This is a genomic window from Gardnerella sp. c10Ua_244 (assembly GCF_055818055.1).
The window spans coordinates 578485-595131 of record NZ_JARFVS010000001.1; the positions used below are offsets into that span (position 1 = coordinate 578485).

The window sequence follows — 16647 nt, forward strand, 5'->3', positions numbered from 1 at the left end:
AAAAATTATTAGTTTGTTTTCTGATGCTTTAGAGAATAGTTCGTCATCCATTTTCTAAATGCAAAATGAGTGCAAGTTAACATATGAATATAAAAAGAAGGTTACAATGAAGAAACTTACAAAAATATGTGCACTGATTGGTGCTGCTGCAATGATTATTAGCGTAAGTGCGTGCGGTAGTGCAAAATCGTCCGACGCTAATGGTGCAACATCGCTTACCATTTGGCATTATTGGGATGGTGCTAATGCTGATACCTTTGATGCAATGGTGAAGGATTTTAATGCTTCGCATAAAAATATTAATATTAAGACTGCGAGCGTCCCGAATTCTGATTTTATGACGAAGCTTCGTGCATCGGCTTCGTCGAAGAGCTTGCCAGATATTTCTATAAGTGATTTGGTATGGGTGCCACAGATTGCAAAAATGGGCAATTTGACTGATCTTTCTAAGGTTATCAGCTCGAAAACGCTCGATGATGTGACTCCTGCATTGATTGACTATGGTCATATTGGCGGCAAACAAGTTTCTGTGCCAGTGACTGCTAATAATCTTGCGTACATGTACAACAAGGATGTTTATAAAGAAGCTGGGTTAGATCCTAACAAGCCACCGCAAACATGGGATGAGTTGAAGAAAGTTGCCAAGACAATCAAGGAAAAGACGGGCAAGCCAGGGTATGATTTGCTTACTCAAGCAGGAGATAACGGCGAAGGTTTAACTTGGAACTTCCAGGTCAACTTGTGGCAAGCTGGTGGCGAATTCTTGACGAAGGATAATTCTAAGGCTGCATTCAATACGCCAGAAGGCAAGAAGGCTATGAACTTCTGGATGGATCTTATCAAGAGCGGCGTGAGCCCATATGCTAAGTGGGGCGAATTTGAAAAGGGCAAGGGTGGTTCTGCTCAGGAAGGTAGCTGGATGGTTGGCATCTGGGCGCCAGATCCACCGTTTGATTTCGGTGTAGCAAAAGCCCCTCATCCAAAGGATGGTAAGGAGGCAACCAATCTCGGTGGTGAACAAGCAATCGTCTTCCACAATTCTGACGCTCGTGCCAAGGCTGCTGGCGAGTTCTTGAATTGGTTCTTGCAGCCAGAACAGGTGATTAAGTGGTCGCAAAAGACTGGCATGCTTCCTGTAACGAAGAGTGTTGCAAAGTCTGATAAGTATTTGGATTGGGTTAAGAAAGAACAGCCTCGTTTAATTCCGTTTGTGGAACAAATGGAGATTGCTCATACACGTCCAAATACGCCATTGTATCCAAAGATTTCCTTCGAATTTGCAAAGGCTGTGGAGAAGGCTTTCGCTGGAGAGCAGAGTGTTGACGAAGCGCTTGCGAATGCTGAAAAGGCAGTAAACGACGTGATTGCCAAAGGCTGATTGCATAAATACTGTGCCGATAGCTGGGTCGAATGAAATAAAGTTGGCTCAGCTATCGGAGTTCTTTGTATCAAGGAGTATGTAATGAAAAAACGTCATTTTCTCAAGTCTGCGCACAGGCACTACCAGAAAGATCAGGTAATTTGTGCTGCGGTATTCTTGTTGCCAGCAGTGCTTATTATTGGTGGTTTCGTGCTGTACCCTGTGTTGTCTGCTGTATATATTTCACTAACATCGTGGGATGGATTCTCTCCGGAAAAGAAATTTATTGGCTTGGGAAACTATGCTCGTCTTTTCCAAGATCCTGAGTTTTTCAACAGCTTAATGGTAACAATTATTTATGCTGCTGGTGTATGTGTATTAAGTGTGCTGACTGGGTTATTTCTCGCACTTTTGCTTGATGCACCTATACGAGGTAGGAGTATTTATCGTAGTATTTACTTCCTTCCAGTGGTTACATCTTCTGTAGCTGCAGCCATTGTGTGGAAATATATGCTCGATCCTTCTGGATTTGTGAACAGTGTGTTGATGAAATTCAATATACACGGACCAGATTGGTTACAAAATCGCTGGCTTGCGCTTATTGCATTAATTCTTTTGACCGTGTGGAAAAATATTGGTTTTAACGCTATTTTGTATTTAACTGCGTTACAAGCATTGCCAAAAAGCGTGTATGAAGCGGCTGCATTAGATGGAGCTACTGGGTGGCAAAAATTATGGAAGATTACTTTCCCGTTGCTGTCTCCAATGACGTTTTTTGTAGTAGTTCAGGCATTGGTGACGAGCTTCCAATCCTTCGACCTTGCATACATGCTCACGGGTGGCGGGCCTCGCGGAGGCACGGAAGTGCTTGGCATGATGATGTATCGGGATGCGTTCAAGCTTGGTGATTTTGGCTATGGAACAGCAATAGCGTTTATTACACTTGCGCTAGTGCTAGGCGTGACGATGGTTCAATGGAAAGTTTCTGGAGCACAAGGAGAAGAATAATGAAATCATCATTATGGTCGCGTTTAGCGCGTCATGCGATTCTGATTTTAGGTTCAGCAACAGTAATCATTCCATTTTTGTGGATGTTCACTACTTCTTTGCAAATGCGTGCTGAAACATACACGAATACTTCAATTTTTCCTACATCATGGCATTGGGAAAACTATATTCACGCTTGGCAAGCTGCGCCGTTTGCACAATATTACTGGAATACGCTATTGATGACAGTAGGAATTGTTGTAGGACATTTAATATTTGATGCCTTTGCTGCTTACGCTTTTGCGCGCTTAGAATTTCCTTTGAAGAAAACAATATTCATTCTGCTGCTTTCTGCATTGATGATTCCTAATTTTGTGATTGTTATTCCGTCCTATGAGATAGTCGCTAATTTGGGGTGGGTTGATACGCTGTACGCTTTGGTTGTTCCTAGACTTGCAGATGTGTTTGGCATTATTTTACTTCGCCAATATTTTGCAACAATTCCTCGAGAGCTTGATGAGGCAGCGCGCATTGACGGTTGTGGCAGGTTTGGAATATTCTTCAAACTGATTGTTCCATTGTCATATCCAGCGTTTGCGACGCTTGGTATTTTCAGTTTTCTCTTTGCGTGGAATGATTTCCTTTGGCCGTTATTGGTTACGAATACGGATGAAACTCGTACAATCCAGATTGGTTTAGCATCCTTCGTAGGGCGTTATGGAACCTCTTGGAATTATTTGATGGCAGGAACTTTGACTGCAACAATACCAAGTATCATTGTGTTCCTTTTCTTCCAACGTGCGCTCGTTAGAGGAATCGCAAATACGGGTATGAAAGATTAGAAATTGTAGAAATATTAAGGATGGGGTTTATTATGTCTATACCACAGTGGTTGCCTGATGCAAGATTCTATCAGATTTTTCCTGATCGTTTCCATCGTTGTGAAGGCTACGGTATGCTAACTGAGGGTCATGTGCCGCTTGATCCATGGGATGCTGAGCCTACGCGTGAGAATTTCTTAGGTGGTAATATTGCTGGAATTACAGAAAAACTTGATTATATTCATGATTTAGGTTGCAATGCGCTCTATTTGAATCCAATTTTTTCTGCTGCAACAAATCATCGTTATGATGCAAACGATTATTTTAAAATCGATCCACTTTTAGGAACTCTTGAAGATTTCCATACATTAGTAGATGAAGCGCATAAGCGGAATATACGTATAGTACTAGATGCAGTTTTAAATCATTGTGGTAAAACTCATTGGATGTTTCAAGATGTTGTTAAAAATGAAGAGAATTCAGAATATGTGAATTATTTTTCAGTGAAAAACTTTCCAGTTAAGTCATTGCCTGTGCCTAATTATAAAACCTGTTCTGGTTGTGAATATCTACCGAAGTGGAATGTGTTTAATCCAAAGGTGCGTGAGCATCATTTTAATGTTGCAAGATATTGGATCGATCAAGGTATCGATGGTTATCGTCTTGATGTTCCATATTTTATTTATCCAGAATTTTGGCAGGACTTTAGGCAAGTTGTTAAAGCAAAAAATTCGGAATTATGTTTGATAGCTGAAGAGTGGAGAGACCCTGCTCAATGGTTGCAAGGAGACACTACTGATAGCACAATGAATTATACTCTGCGTGATTTAGTTTTAGGTTTTACTGCGACAAAGCGATTCAATGCATACGATTTTGTTGACGGTATTAACCGTTTGCAGGAGCGCATACCGTATGGATATCACCATGGAATGATGAATTTGTTGGGTAGCCACGATACTGAGCGTGTTTTAACTGCGCATCAAAATAATACTGAGGATTGCATAACCGCGTACTATTGCATGTTTGCCTGCGAAGGTGCTCCAATGATTTATTACGGTGATGAGCTTGGTATGGTTGGCGATAATGATCCAGGGTGTCGTTCTGGTATGCAGTGGGATAGTCTTGATGCAAATGCTGAAATATTCCGTACAATTGTTCAATTAAATGCATTGCGGCGTGATCATATTGCGTTGCGAAGAGGCACGCAAAGTTGTTACGCTGTTGACGAAGATACTGTCATTATTTCTCGAGAGCATAAGGAAGAATCTCTTTTGATGATTATTTCACGTAATAATTTGGTAGAATATAATTCATCGAAGCTACCTCAACAATTGCAAAATCATAATTGGCGAATTATAAATGGTGTAACTGTTGGAAATAGTTGGCGCCCCAATAAAGATAATTCTATGATTGTATTGCAAGCTCAACAGTAAAAATAATGTAGAAGTAAGAAGTGTGAGACATGGGAAAGAAAATTACAATGCAGGATATTGCTGATGCAGCGCGTGTCTCTAAATCTGCTGTCTCCTTTGCGTATAATACTCCTGATCGCTTATCATCAGAAACTGTAGAACACATATTTTCAGTTGCAAAGGAACTAGGATATGTGCGTAATCCTGTTGCTTATATGCTGCGAACTCAAAAGACAAATAGTTTGGGATTGTTACTACCACAGCAATTAGGGCGAGTGCTAGAAAATCCATACTATTCGGAATTTATTCAAGGTATTGGGCAAATCTGTGAGCGAGAGGGACTGACGCTTCTTTTAGTGCCTCCACTTCGTAATTCTATGTTAAAAGCAATTCCTTATGCTGCAGTTGACGGTTTTATAGTAACTGGTTTAGAAGAAGATCGTGGTGAAGTTGAAGCTCTTATGCAGCAAGGAAAGCCATTTGTTATTGTTGACAGTGAGGTGCATAGTCAGGCTCCAAGTATCAATATTGATGAGACGCGCGCTATGAAGGAATTAACTGAGCATCTTATTTCATTGGGCCATCGCAATTTTGTGGTGATTTCTCCAGAATCAGGCAATGATGATGGGTATCTTTCTTGGCATGGAACAATTCGTCGCCGTATTGATGGTGTGATTTCTGCTTTAGAAGAGAATGGAATAGCCCCACTGGTCGATAAGAAAAATGTTATTGAAGTGCCATGTACTCGTACTGGAGGAAAAGAAGCTTTTGCGCAAATAAAACAAAATAATTCTGTATTGCCAACTGCATTCATCTGTTTTAGTGATGTTATTGCGTTTGGAGTAATGGATGCTGCTAGACAGTTTGGTTTGCAAATCCCACGTGATATTTCTGTTACAGGTTTTGATGATCTAGATGAGTCTGCATGTAGTAATCCACCGTTGACAACAGTTAAACAGCCTGTTACAACTAAAGGACGTTTAGCTGCTGAATATATAGTAGAGACTTTGAATGCTGGGTATGAACGAGCATCATCCCGTCACGTATGTCTACCTATTACTGTGCTGCTGCGTGAGTCAATTGGCCCAGCAGCATCTATAAGAGAATAGGCTGCGTAGTAAATACTTTGATTCCTTCCTCCTATGAAAAATATAGTGCCACGTTAAGTTTTTTTAGCGTGGCACTATATGCATAATTTTTTTGTTTATATAAAAATTATTTTTTCTACTGGCGATAGTAGGAGAGGAAGTTAGAGAGTTTGCCCATTGCGTCACGAAGCGTTTGCAAGCGCGGCAAGTAGACTACGCGGAAGTAGCCCGGAGTCTGCCAATTAAAGCCTTTGCCGTGCACAATCAGCAACTTCTGATTGCGTAGCAAATCAAGAGCAAACTGTTCATCGTCGTGAATGTTGTATCGACTTGGATCGAGCTTTACAAACATGTAGAAAGCAGCGTCTGGTCGCTCAACGCTTACGCCATCCATCTCTTGAAGCGCGTTATAGCAATACTCGCGCTGCTCATACACGCGTCCGCCTGGTTCCAAATACTTTTCAACGCTCTGGTATCCGCCCAAAGCAGTCTGAATAATTGACTGCGCAGGAACGTTAGAGCACAAGCGCATATTAGACAGCATGTTAAGTCCCATAATGTAGTCGCGAGCCTTGGATTTATCTCCCGAAAGACTCATCCAACCAATACGGAAGCCAGCAATCATATGCGACTTAGAAAGTCCGCTAAAAGTTACGCAGAACACGTCTGGAGCAAGAGAAGCAATCGAAATATGTTTCTTGCCGTCCATAACAAGACGGTCGTAAATCTCGTCTGCAAAAATAATCAAATTAAACTCGCGCGCAATCTTAACAATCTCTTCCAAAACTTCGCGACTATACAGCACACCCGTAGGATTATTTGGGTTAATAATCACGATTGCTTTAGTGCGAGGCGTGATTTTAGAGTGAATATCGGCAATATCTGGGTACCAATGCGACTTTTCGTCACACATGTAGTGCACAGGAGTGCCGCCGGCCAGGCTCGCGCACGCAGTCCACAGAGGATAGTCCGGGCTTGGGATAAGAATCTCGTCGCCGCAATCAAGCAGCGCTTGCATAGAAAGATTAATCAGCTCGGAAACTCCGTTTCCAGTGTAAATATCTTCCATTTGCACGCCTGGAATGCCCTTAAGCTGATCGTATTGCATAATCGCCTTGCGAGCGGAGAAAAGTCCACGACTATCCGAGTAGCCTTCGCAGTCAATAAGCTGCTGTTGCATGTCGTAAATCACTTCGTCTGGAGCGCGGAATCCGAAAGGCGCAGGATTTCCAATGTTGAGCTTTAGAATATGCGTTCCGTTCGCTTCCATGCGGTTTGCTTCTTCAACAACTGGGCCGCGAACGTCATAAAGCACGTGCTCGAGTTTGGTTGATTTGTTGAAGGTTCTATGTTTGAGTGTTTGGGAAAGTTCAGCTTCTGTAAGCTGTGGCTGATTTAATTGTGGTTCTTCTGCAGACTGGCAGTTTTGCTCGATTTTTGCACAAGAATGACCGCCTTTGATTCCGTCGCTGCTGATTCCAAGAATTTCAGCTAGCATGTTACGTACGTCTTTGCGAGGCTCGGTTTTGCCGCTTAAATACTGGCTTAACTGGCTTTTGCCAAGCTTATGACCGTTTTTTGCTGCAAGCTCGATTACGTCAATCTGCTTGTACCCCTTACGCTTCATAGCTTTTTTAAGCTCATCAGCAAAATTCTGTGCCATAATCTGTCTTTCTTGTAAAATCGGCATTTATAAATTGAACAAGTTTATAGCAAAGTTCAAAATATAAGTATTAAATTGAACTATTTATATTTTTAGTGATGATTTTACGCGCAAATTTGTATTTTGCAAAGTAAAAATTGAATTTATTTTGAATTTATATTGAACTTTTGAACAAGTTCCTCTTTATTTTTAAATTATTTTGCATTTCAATAGATTTTATATTAGTTGCCATGTTTCGATAAGCTGAAAAATAAGGTAAATAAATAGAGGAAGTTATAATAGTATGCCAGTTTTTGAGCTAATTCTGTACATCATGGCGGTTGTAGTGCTGTCATCATTCTTGGAACGTTTTATACCGAGAGTTTCAGTGCCGCTTGTGCAGATAACCATGGGTGTTATAGCTTCAGAACTGCCTTTCTTCCCAAACGTTACTCTCGATCCAGAGCTTTTTATGATCGTAATTGTTGCGCCTTTAATTTATTTTGAATCGCGTGAGATAAATAAGTTAGCGTTATTGTCTTCATTTAAATACTCAGCAACTCTTGCTGTTGGTTTAGTACTGGCAACTATGGTCGCAGTTGCTGTGCTTTTACCTGCAATATGGTCATTTATACCGATTGCCGCTGCAGCTGTGTTAGGGGCAGCTTTGGGACCGACTGACGCTGTGGCAGTAAGTGCGTTAAGTCATGAAGTATCGCTTACTGACAAACAATTTAGCGTACTACAGGGTGAATCACTGTTTAATGATGCGTCCGGAATCGTAGGCTTCCAGTTTGCAGTTCTTGTTGCTGCGTCTGGTGTTTTCGATATCACGCCAGCACTAAGCAGTTTTGCATCAAAATTCTTTGGTGGAATTGCAATTGGCGTATTTGTAGGATTAGCTGCAAACTGGCTTTTTGAAAAGATTAGATCTTTAGGTTGGGAAACTACAAAAACAAGAATATTAATGGAACTATTTTTGCCGTTCCTGCTCTACATGGGTGCTGAAGGTGTTGGCGCTTCTGGAATGCTAGCGTTAGTTACCGCAGGATTACTAGCAAGATTTGATCGTTCTGGAGTAGGTCCGAATGTTTCGCGCACTAATATTGTTGCCAATAGCGTGTGGAGTGTTCTTTCGTTTGGGCTGAATGGTGCAGTTTTTGTTCTTCTTGGCATTGCTTTGCCAAAAGTTGTAAGTTCAAGTTGGAATGATTATGGTGTTAATAACCTGTTGCTTGTGGCTATTATTGCTGTAACGTTGCTTGCGGTTGTTGGCATGAGGTTCTTATGGATGGTCACCATGGTTCGCATCGCAAGATCTTCTCAATTCCAATTAACAGGCGGATTAAAATCTGCTGTAATTATGACTTTAGGTGGAGCAAAAGGAACCTTAACTTTAGCGTTAATGTTCACATTACCGGTGAAGTTTCCACTTAGGAATGAACTTATTTTTATATCGGGAGTAGTGATCGTGGTTACGCTACTTATGGCGAACTTCTTGTTACCCATGATTTCTCCCAAAAAGAACGATACTGAACTTGAGGAAGTTACTCCTATTGCCATTGAAGTGCTTAGACGTACGGTTGAAGAATTAACCTCTAGTATTACTAACGAAAATCGTCGTGCAGTATTGTCTGTTGTTGACTCTTATACCGAACGAATTGAACGTTTAAAGCAAAATATTGGGCATAGAGACTCCAAAGAATATTTGGATTTGCGCATTGAAACTCTTAACTGGGAAAAAGATTATATTAAGCAGCGTTTGCGTAAGCTGAAGCAAGCTTGTTCTTTATCGAAACAGGAATTGCTGGAGGTTGAAGCTTGTGAGCGTCTGTTGGATCAAATTATGAATTCTTTACGTCACATTCACACTGATAGGCAGTTGGGAACCCTCATGTGGCATGTTCGCGGAAGGTTAAGAGCATTACAGCGTCGTATTGGAACAGTCATAATGCGAGTAAGTAATATGATTCGCAGAACAGCTCCACTCTTACAAGAAGACGTTATTTTTGTGCATATTCGTCAGTTGCATATTGAAGTTATTCAGCACGTTATTGAACGACTATATAATGTCATGAGCAATCAGGAATACGCAGCTGAGTACTGTTCTGCACTTTTGCGCGAGTACAGGAGTGTTGAACGATTGTTGCGTTCTAGACCTAATGTGAGCTTGAGCGTGCGTTTAATCGAAAATATTGAAGAAGTAAAGCGTGAAAGTTACGCAATAGAGTTACGTATAATTCATGACATGTACGAAGATGGGGATATTACGCGAATGCAAGAGCGGCAATTGCGCAATAACGTGTACGTTATGAACGTTGATGCTAACGTGGATATGTAATTATTGGACGTATCATAAACTGTTAAGCGGTTTGCTACCATAAAAGCTATGTATTTCTTTACTCCGAGACGCTGCGAATCTACCCAAAAAATCATGTACAAGAATAAAGGGCAGGCTCTTATGGCAGCGGAGCAAAGTTTGCGAGAGCGTGGAACACAGTTATGGGTTTATGCTTGTGAATATTGTGGTTGCTGGCATTTGACACATAAAAACCCGGTAAATCGCATGTATTCCGATATGCGCTCGCCATCCGCAAGCACGAAGCCTAAATCTAGAAAGCGCGGGTACAAGCCAAGACGGCGTTAAGTTAAAACGGCACTAAATTAAAACGGTGTTAAATCTTATGCGACATTAAAACCTTGCCTTGCAACCTGCTCAACATCTTCTGCTTCGTGTTTTTTGGCAATATCGTCTGCTGCTATAGCAAGAATTTGCGCGCTGAAAGCGTCAACCGGTCTGCTAGTATTTCGCAAATCGTAATATTGATGCACGCGATTGTCGAAATCGGCAAGATTCTCTAGTAATTCAGCATCGTCAGCAGGGTAAGTGTTTTCAAAAATCTGCATGCTAGTACTCATGCGCGGCTTTAATTCCGGATTTTGTGCAGGCTTACCAATTGCCAAGCCGAGCACGGGATACGTGTATTCAGGCAAATTCAAAATATCAATAAGCTGAGTTCTACTGTTCAAAATTGAACCGAGGATTACGCAACCAAGACCCAAAGATTCCGCGGCAGTTTCCATGGTGTGAAGTGCCAAAATGACGTCGTTTTGAGCTTGAGTAAAGCGGTAACGAGTTTTAAGCATAAATTCGTCGCTGCCTGTATCGATGCCATTTTTTTGTGCAATTGCAGCGTTTCTGTGCTGGTCAATAATAAAAACGTACAACAGCGGAGCTGTAGCAATATATGTTTGATTGCCAATTTCGGAAAGCTTCTGCTTAATTGAGCTATTCGTAATTTTAATCGCTGACCAGTCGTTCAAAAACTGGCTGCAAGCAGCGCGTTGAGCCACGGTTTCAAGAGTCGCGACTGTATCTTCGTCAATTGCTTCGTTGCAAAAAGCGCGAATAGATCGGCGGTTCAGTAGAGTATCAATAGTTTCGTTGTGACGTAAGTTTTGCACGTTATTCTTATTCCTTACTTTCCTTATTCTTCGATTATTTCTGCATTTAGTTTCATTTGTTCAAAATTAGAATTTATTTTTTCGAAACTGTCGCTTTCTTTGCCTTCGCGCAACATAAGACAAGGTTCCGTGACTTACTAAGCGACCAACAAGCGTAGTAAGAATCGCAGAAAATACTGCAAACCCAAGAGACATTAGCAATGGTTCTTCTTGCTTAACACGTTGCTTTTGTGTGATTTTTTCTTTAGAAAGATTGTTAGGACGATTATTAGAGTTTAAATTGATTTTTCTAGTATCAACATGTTTTTCCCATATTAAGTGCGCAATCTGCCCAGCTATAAACGTTGCAAAAGACGGAAGTGCGGCTTTAAGCAACGAATCTCCTAAAGTATTTGGATTTTTTAATCGGCGCTCGCGAAGCGCATCAATCTTACGATTCGCTGCATTCAGTCGTTGTACGGTAGCTTGAGTCGCACGATGGTTTCGTTGAGTTTTAGTATTAGCCGATGATAATTGCGTCATATTTTCTATGTTAGTGGTAACGAAATACCAATTTTGGCGGTACCATGGAACAGTAATCTTGATTTGCGGCAAAGTGGCTGCAAGTTAAGAAATGCTTACGTAAAGCAATCGTGCTGCTAGGCGTCCAGTGCGATGTGTGTACATGGCGCTGGTGAGGAATGTGAAGACTATGCAAAATAACGGCACTAAAGAATCCTCTCAGAAAGAATGCTCGAAGCAGGGTTGCTTGGTGTTACTTCGTCACGGTCAAACCGCTTGGAGTGTGTCTGGTCAGCATACTGGGCGCACGGATTTGCCTCTTACTGAAGTTGGTGTTGAGCAAGCAAAAGAGGCTGGTGCTAGATTGCAGTGTGTGTTCACAAAAGGTTTTGATGAGGATTGTGTGCTTGTAAGCCCGCTTCGTCGCGCGCAGCAAACAGCTCAGTTTGCTGGATTTGCTTCGTATACAATTTGTGATAGCGCGCTGGAGTGGGATTATGGTGCTGCTGAGGGTCGCACGCGCGCTGATATTTCTAAACTAAGTGGAGTTGAGGCGTGGGATGTGTGGAAACATGGTCCTAAAGTTCTTCCTTCTCACATGGTTAGTGATGCTAAAGAAGTGCTTCCTAGTGGAGAGACAGTGGATGTGCACAGGACTTCTGGAGAAAGCTTGCAAGAGGTTTCGGATCGTACTCAAAAGATTATTGATATGGCAATGCCTAAATTGAGATTAGGTAAGGACGTGCTTGTTGTTGCGCATGCTCATGTGTTGCGTATTCTTACTGCGCGCTGGCTTGGAGTAAACCCAGATTTTGCGCGACTTCTTCGTATGGATACCGCGCATTATTCTGTGTTGGGCACGTATAAAGGCGACAATGTAATTGTGCATTGGAATTGTTGAAATACGGTTTAAAATTTCAGATATTTCCATATATTTTAGTGCGATTTGCGCAAATTTTTTGCAAAGATATTTATATATTTGAGTCTTGCGTTTGCTGTAATATTAGTTCACTACGGTGATTTAAATAGTATTCAATAGCAGTAATTAGTTAGTTCGTAAGAGATTAGCAGTATATGGAAAGGTTCGATGATGAGTCGTTCGGTTAAGTCGATTATTGCGCTAGTGGTTTGCGCTGTTTTGGCGGCTTGTGCGTTTACTGCTTTTGGTTTTTCTCAGTCTTTTGGCGCAAATGCCGATAGGTCTGCTAATGGGAAGGTTATTTTCTTCAACTTGAAGCCTGAAGCTACTGCTATGTGGGAAGAAGTTGCTAAAGAATACACAAAACAGACTGGTGTTACAGTAAGCATAGTTACGCCAACTGGCGGTCAGTATGAAAAGAGACTTAAAACCGAAGTTGAGAAATATAAAGATAATCCAGATAGCATGCCTACGTTATTCCAGATTAACGGTCCCGTTGGCTATGCTAACTGGAAGGATTACACTGCTGATTTAACTAATTCCCCTCTTTATACGCAACTTAGCAATAAAAATCTTGCTTTTATGGATAACGGTAAGCCGGTTGCTGTGCCATATGTTACTGAAAATTACGGCTTGATTTACAACAAGGCTTTGCTTGCTAGGTATGCGGATCTTAAAGATGCAAAGTTGCAGCCAGAAGAAAACGGCAAATCTTTTGAAGATCAAATAACTAATTTCGCTGCGTTGAAGGCTGTTGCAGACGATTTGCAAAAGCGCAAGGATGAGCTTGGTATTGACGGTGCTTTTGCGTCCGCAGGTTTTGATTTAAGCTCCGACTGGCGTTTTAAGACGCATCTTGCAAATATGCCTTTGTATTATCAATTCGTTAAGAATAACGTTAATGGTCAGCCTCAGTCAATTAATTACGACTATGTTGATAATTTCAGGAAGATTTTTGACCTTTATATTTCTGATTCCACAACTCCTGTAAGCCAGTTAAGTGCTAAAACTGGCGAGGATGCTGTTTATGAGTTTGCTCTTGGTAAAGCTGTGTTCTACCAGAATGGTACTTGGGCTTGGGGTGATCTTTCAAAAGCTGGCATAAAGCCTGACGATGTTGGCATGCTACCAATTTATATTGGTGCTAAGGGCGAAGAGAAACAAGGCATGGCTACCGGTTCGGAAAATTATTGGTGCATTAATAAAAAGGCTTCAAGGCGGAATCAGGAAGCAACTAATGCCTTCCTTAATTGGTTACTTACTACAAATTATGGTAAGGATGCTTTAGCTAATAAAATGGGCTTTGCTGCTCCTTTCAAAGGTTTCCCTAAAGCAGAAAATCCTCTAGTTCAGGCTGCTGTTGATTACACTGCTAAGCCTGGCAAATTGCCTGTTAAGTGGGTGTTTGTTACTATGCCATCTAACGGTTGGAAAGACGATGTTGGCTCTGATTTGCTTACATACGCTCAAGCAACAAAAGACGGTATGACTTCTATTGGCGCTAATAAGGCATGGGCTACTCTTAAATCCGCGTTTGTTGATGGCTGGGCTAAGGAATATAAGATTGCTCATGGGCAGAGTTAGTTTAATTAAATAATTTGTTTTGAACTATAATCCTCAAGGGGTTGCACAATCGTTTGCTAAATTGTTGTGCAATCCCTTTAATTATTGCCAAAAATACGTGCTAATTTTATCGAATATATTAGTGGGTGGTGTTTTTATAATGACACGCGTCAATTTACTTATGCTATCGTTTGCAATATTGCAGCAGTTGAGGCATAATAAATATTGTCGATAAGGACACCTAGAGGTGTGGCAGTCCAATGACGGGATTGTCGGCATAGGAGAAAGGTTCGATGATGAATCGTACAATTAAATCAACAATTGCACTGGTAGCTTGCTCGGCAATGGCTTTTGGCGCGCTTGCAGCTTGCGGATCCTCCTCAAGTGACAGCTCTGCTAAAGGTAAGGTTTACTTCTTGAACTTTAAGCCAGAAGCTGCAGATCAGTGGAAGGAAGTAGCTAAGGCATACACCAAGAAAACAGGTGTTGAAGTTAAGGTTCAAACTGCTGCTTCCGGAACTTATGAGCAGTCTTTGAAGAGTGAAATCAGCAAGGGTAATGAAGCTCCTACACTCTTCCAGATCAACGGTCCAGTTGGTTACGCAAGCTGGAAGGATTACACTGCTGATTTGAAGGATACTGAGCTTTATAGCCAACTTCAGAACAAGGATATTGCTTTGAAGGATGGAGATAAGGTTGTTGGTATTCCATATGCAATGGAAACCTACGGCTTGATTTACAACAAGGCTTTGCTTAAGAAGTACACCGAGCTTAAGGATGCTAAGGTAAAGTCTGCTGAAGAAATCAACTCCTTCGATAAGTTGAAGGCTGTTGCAGATGATATTCAAAAGCACAAGTCAGATCTTGGCGTTGAAGGCGCCTTTACTTCTGCTGGTTTTGATTCCAGCTCTGATTGGCGTTTTAAGACCCACCTTGCAAATCTTCCTTTGTACTATGAGTTCAAGGAAGATCATGTTACCAAGCAGCCTGCAAAGGTAAAGGGTAGCTTCCTTGACGGTTATAAGAAGATTTTCGATCTTTACATTACTGATTCCACTACACCAGCAACAAAGATTGGTTCCAAGACTGGTGAAGATGCTAATGCTGAGTTCTCCCAGGGTAAAGCTGTGTTCTACCAGAATGGTACTTGGGCTTGGGGTGACCTCTCCAAGGCTGGTATGAAGGCTGAAGACCTTGGTATGCTTCCAATTTATATTGGTGCTAAGGGCGAAGAGAAGCAAGGCTTGGCAACTGGTTCTGAGAACTATTGGTGCATCAACGAGAAGACGTCTGACGCTAACAAGAAGGCAACTAAGGACTTCTTGAAGTGGTTGCTTACTTCCGATGCTGGTAAGGATGCTTTGTCTAAGAAGATGGGCTTCACTACTCCATTCAAGAGCTTCGCAGATATCAAGTCTGACAACCCATTGACTCAGGCAGCTGTTGAAGATGCTAAGTCTGGTAAGACTCCAGTAAGCTGGAACTTCACCGTAATGCCATCTGATAACTGGAAGAACGACCTCGGCTCTGCTTTGCTTGAGTACGCTCAGGGCACTGGCAAGTGGGATAAGGTTAAGACAGCGTTTGTGGATGGTTGGGCTAAAGAATATTCTCAAGCTCACGAAGATGACTAATAAACAAACAGACGTTACACCTGCTGACGTAAGCAAGCAAAGGTGACGTAAGAAAATCCGCTAGGATACTGGCACATCACAGTGCTAAGTCCTAGCGGATTTTGTTATTTCGATATTTTGTTATTTCGATATTTTCTAGAAAACTATAAAAGGTCTATTCTTTTAATAATGCAGCTGTGCTTGAACGCACAATAAGTTGCGCTGGAACAATGCGATACTGATCTTCAACTTTCTCTGCGTTTATAAGCGCAAGCGTGATATTTGCCGCAGTAGAAGCAATATCAACTGGATCCTGTCTAATAGTAGTTAAGCCAGTTTCATGCGCGTAAAAACTATCGTCAAAACCAATAATTGACACATCTTTTGGAGTAGAATACCCGCTGCGTGCAAGCTGAAACATAAGCGGTATTGCAATACCATCTTCTTGGCATGCAATTGCTGTTGGCATAATTGAACTTCCAAGAAGCATAGAAACTATGGCACTTATGCGATCAGAATTAGCAGGTGCCACAATTTCTGTAGGTGTGATCCCGCTATTTTGGCATTCATCAATAAAAGAATGGTAACGTTGCAATACGCTGAAATGTAGTGAAACGTCACGAGTTGTGCGCACATATGCAATATTGCGATGCCCTAAACCGATTAAGTGGCGTGCCATAAGTCTTGCACCTTGGTCATCGTCAATATTGATAGTCGCGTCAAAATCGCATTTTTGTGGATATAAGCAGTTTATGCCAACAATTGGCACGCCTGTTGATTTAAGTTGTGCGATTTCGTTGGTATTTACGTCAAAGGAGCACACAACAACGGCGTCAGCATTACGTCTAGTTGGGAGCATTGTGAAAAATTCACTACGCTCTTTACTGCTGGAAATCTGAAAAATAGACAAATCATATCCAGCTGTGTGGAATACTTGATTCAATCCTTGAATAATAGATGCAGAAAACCATAGACGAATTTGATCGCTAATCAATAAAGCGATGCGCAAGGTTTTACCAGATTTTAGTGCTGCTGCAGATTTCGAAATAGAAAAATTCAATTGTTCGGCAATGGCCAATACTTTATTGCGAGTGGATGCAGATACTAAGTTCGGTCGTGTAAATGAACGCGACACAGTAGAAACTGACACATGAGCTTTATTCGCTACATCTTGAATATTTGCCGACATGTGAACTCCTTTATTCGCGTATAACAAACGTGTAGCACAGCCTTGTGTTTAATTGTTTAGTGCGAACTTTTATAGTTCGAAACAAAC

14 protein-coding genes are annotated in these 16647 nt (G+C 41.5%); 10 read left to right on the forward strand and 4 right to left on the reverse strand.

From position 1 onward, the window contains the following. The first annotated feature begins 106 nt into the window (after nucleotides 1–106). The 5 genes from P0108_RS02525 (at nucleotide 107) to P0108_RS02545 (ending at nucleotide 5689) form a co-directional block, all read left to right on the forward strand. Nucleotides 107–1378 carry an extracellular solute-binding protein gene (locus P0108_RS02525; protein ID WP_162863161.1) on the forward strand — a complete coding sequence of 424 codons (1272 nt, stop codon included), beginning with the start codon at nucleotides 107–109 and terminating at the stop codon, nucleotides 1376–1378. A gap of 84 nt (nucleotides 1379–1462) precedes the next feature. Then, nucleotides 1463–2368, forward strand: a complete 906-nt coding sequence (locus P0108_RS02530; RefSeq protein ID WP_064621607.1) for a carbohydrate ABC transporter permease — start codon at nucleotides 1463–1465, stop codon at nucleotides 2366–2368. Further along, complete coding sequence (locus P0108_RS02535; protein ID WP_004108195.1) at nucleotides 2368–3189, forward strand: carbohydrate ABC transporter permease; 822 nt, start codon at nucleotides 2368–2370, stop codon at nucleotides 3187–3189. Before P0108_RS02530 ends, P0108_RS02535 begins: the two co-directional genes overlap by 1 nt. A 32-nt stretch (nucleotides 3190–3221) precedes the next feature. Beyond that, nucleotides 3222–4601, forward strand: coding sequence for a glycoside hydrolase family 13 protein (locus P0108_RS02540; RefSeq protein ID WP_076003109.1), 1380 nt, complete (start codon nucleotides 3222–3224; stop codon nucleotides 4599–4601). Nucleotides 4602–4630: 29 nt separating this feature from the next. Beyond that, nucleotides 4631–5689: a LacI family DNA-binding transcriptional regulator gene (locus tag P0108_RS02545; protein ID WP_076003108.1), complete on the forward strand. Its 1059-nt coding sequence runs from the start codon at nucleotides 4631–4633 to the stop codon at nucleotides 5687–5689. Between the two features lie 115 nt (nucleotides 5690–5804). Here P0108_RS02545 and P0108_RS02550 read toward each other — a convergent pair whose 3' ends face one another. Beyond that, the gene (locus P0108_RS02550; protein ID WP_421777257.1) at nucleotides 5805–7331 is read right to left on the reverse strand and encodes an aminotransferase class I/II-fold pyridoxal phosphate-dependent enzyme; all 1527 of its coding nucleotides are present in this window, start codon (nucleotides 7329–7331) and stop codon (nucleotides 5805–5807) included. Between the two features lie 283 nt (nucleotides 7332–7614). Here P0108_RS02550 and P0108_RS02555 point away from each other — a divergent pair, with 283 nt between their 5' ends. Together P0108_RS02555 and P0108_RS02560 are read left to right on the forward strand one after the other, a co-directional pair. Beyond that, nucleotides 7615–9651, forward strand: coding sequence for a cation:proton antiporter (locus P0108_RS02555; protein WP_033888413.1), 2037 nt, complete (start codon nucleotides 7615–7617; stop codon nucleotides 9649–9651). Nucleotides 9652–9699: 48 nt separating this feature from the next. Then, on the forward strand, nucleotides 9700–9957 hold the full coding sequence (locus P0108_RS02560; RefSeq protein ID WP_076003106.1) for a hypothetical protein: 258 nt from the start codon (nucleotides 9700–9702) through the stop codon (nucleotides 9955–9957). Between the two features lie 35 nt (nucleotides 9958–9992). Here P0108_RS02560 and P0108_RS02565 read toward each other — a convergent pair whose 3' ends face one another. After that, nucleotides 9993–10775 (reverse strand): nitroreductase family protein, encoded by a 783-nt coding sequence (locus P0108_RS02565; protein ID WP_004108178.1) that lies wholly within the window; start codon nucleotides 10773–10775, stop codon nucleotides 9993–9995. A 66-nt stretch (nucleotides 10776–10841) separates the two neighbouring features. Then, the gene (locus P0108_RS02570; protein ID WP_004108175.1) at nucleotides 10842–11297 is read right to left on the reverse strand and encodes a DUF4235 domain-containing protein; all 456 of its coding nucleotides are present in this window, start codon (nucleotides 11295–11297) and stop codon (nucleotides 10842–10844) included. Nucleotides 11298–11466: 169 nt separating this feature from the next. Here P0108_RS02570 and P0108_RS02575 point away from each other — a divergent pair, with 169 nt between their 5' ends. The 3 genes from P0108_RS02575 to P0108_RS02585 all read left to right on the forward strand — a co-directional run bounded on the left by P0108_RS02575 (nucleotide 11467) and on the right by P0108_RS02585 (nucleotide 15392). Continuing rightward, on the forward strand, nucleotides 11467–12177 hold the full coding sequence (locus P0108_RS02575; protein WP_421777328.1) for a histidine phosphatase family protein: 711 nt from the start codon (nucleotides 11467–11469) through the stop codon (nucleotides 12175–12177). A gap of 186 nt (nucleotides 12178–12363) precedes the next feature. Then, complete coding sequence (locus tag P0108_RS02580; protein WP_102703479.1) at nucleotides 12364–13779, forward strand: ABC transporter substrate-binding protein; 1416 nt, start codon at nucleotides 12364–12366, stop codon at nucleotides 13777–13779. A 272-nt stretch (nucleotides 13780–14051) separates the two neighbouring features. Further along, nucleotides 14052–15392 carry an ABC transporter substrate-binding protein gene (locus P0108_RS02585; protein ID WP_004108164.1) on the forward strand — a complete coding sequence of 447 codons (1341 nt, stop codon included), beginning with the start codon at nucleotides 14052–14054 and terminating at the stop codon, nucleotides 15390–15392. A gap of 154 nt (nucleotides 15393–15546) precedes the next feature. Here P0108_RS02585 and P0108_RS02590 read toward each other — a convergent pair whose 3' ends face one another. Continuing rightward, nucleotides 15547–16560: a LacI family DNA-binding transcriptional regulator gene (locus P0108_RS02590; protein WP_033888411.1), complete on the reverse strand. Its 1014-nt coding sequence runs from the start codon at nucleotides 16558–16560 to the stop codon at nucleotides 15547–15549. Between the last annotated feature and the right edge of the window lie 87 nt (nucleotides 16561–16647).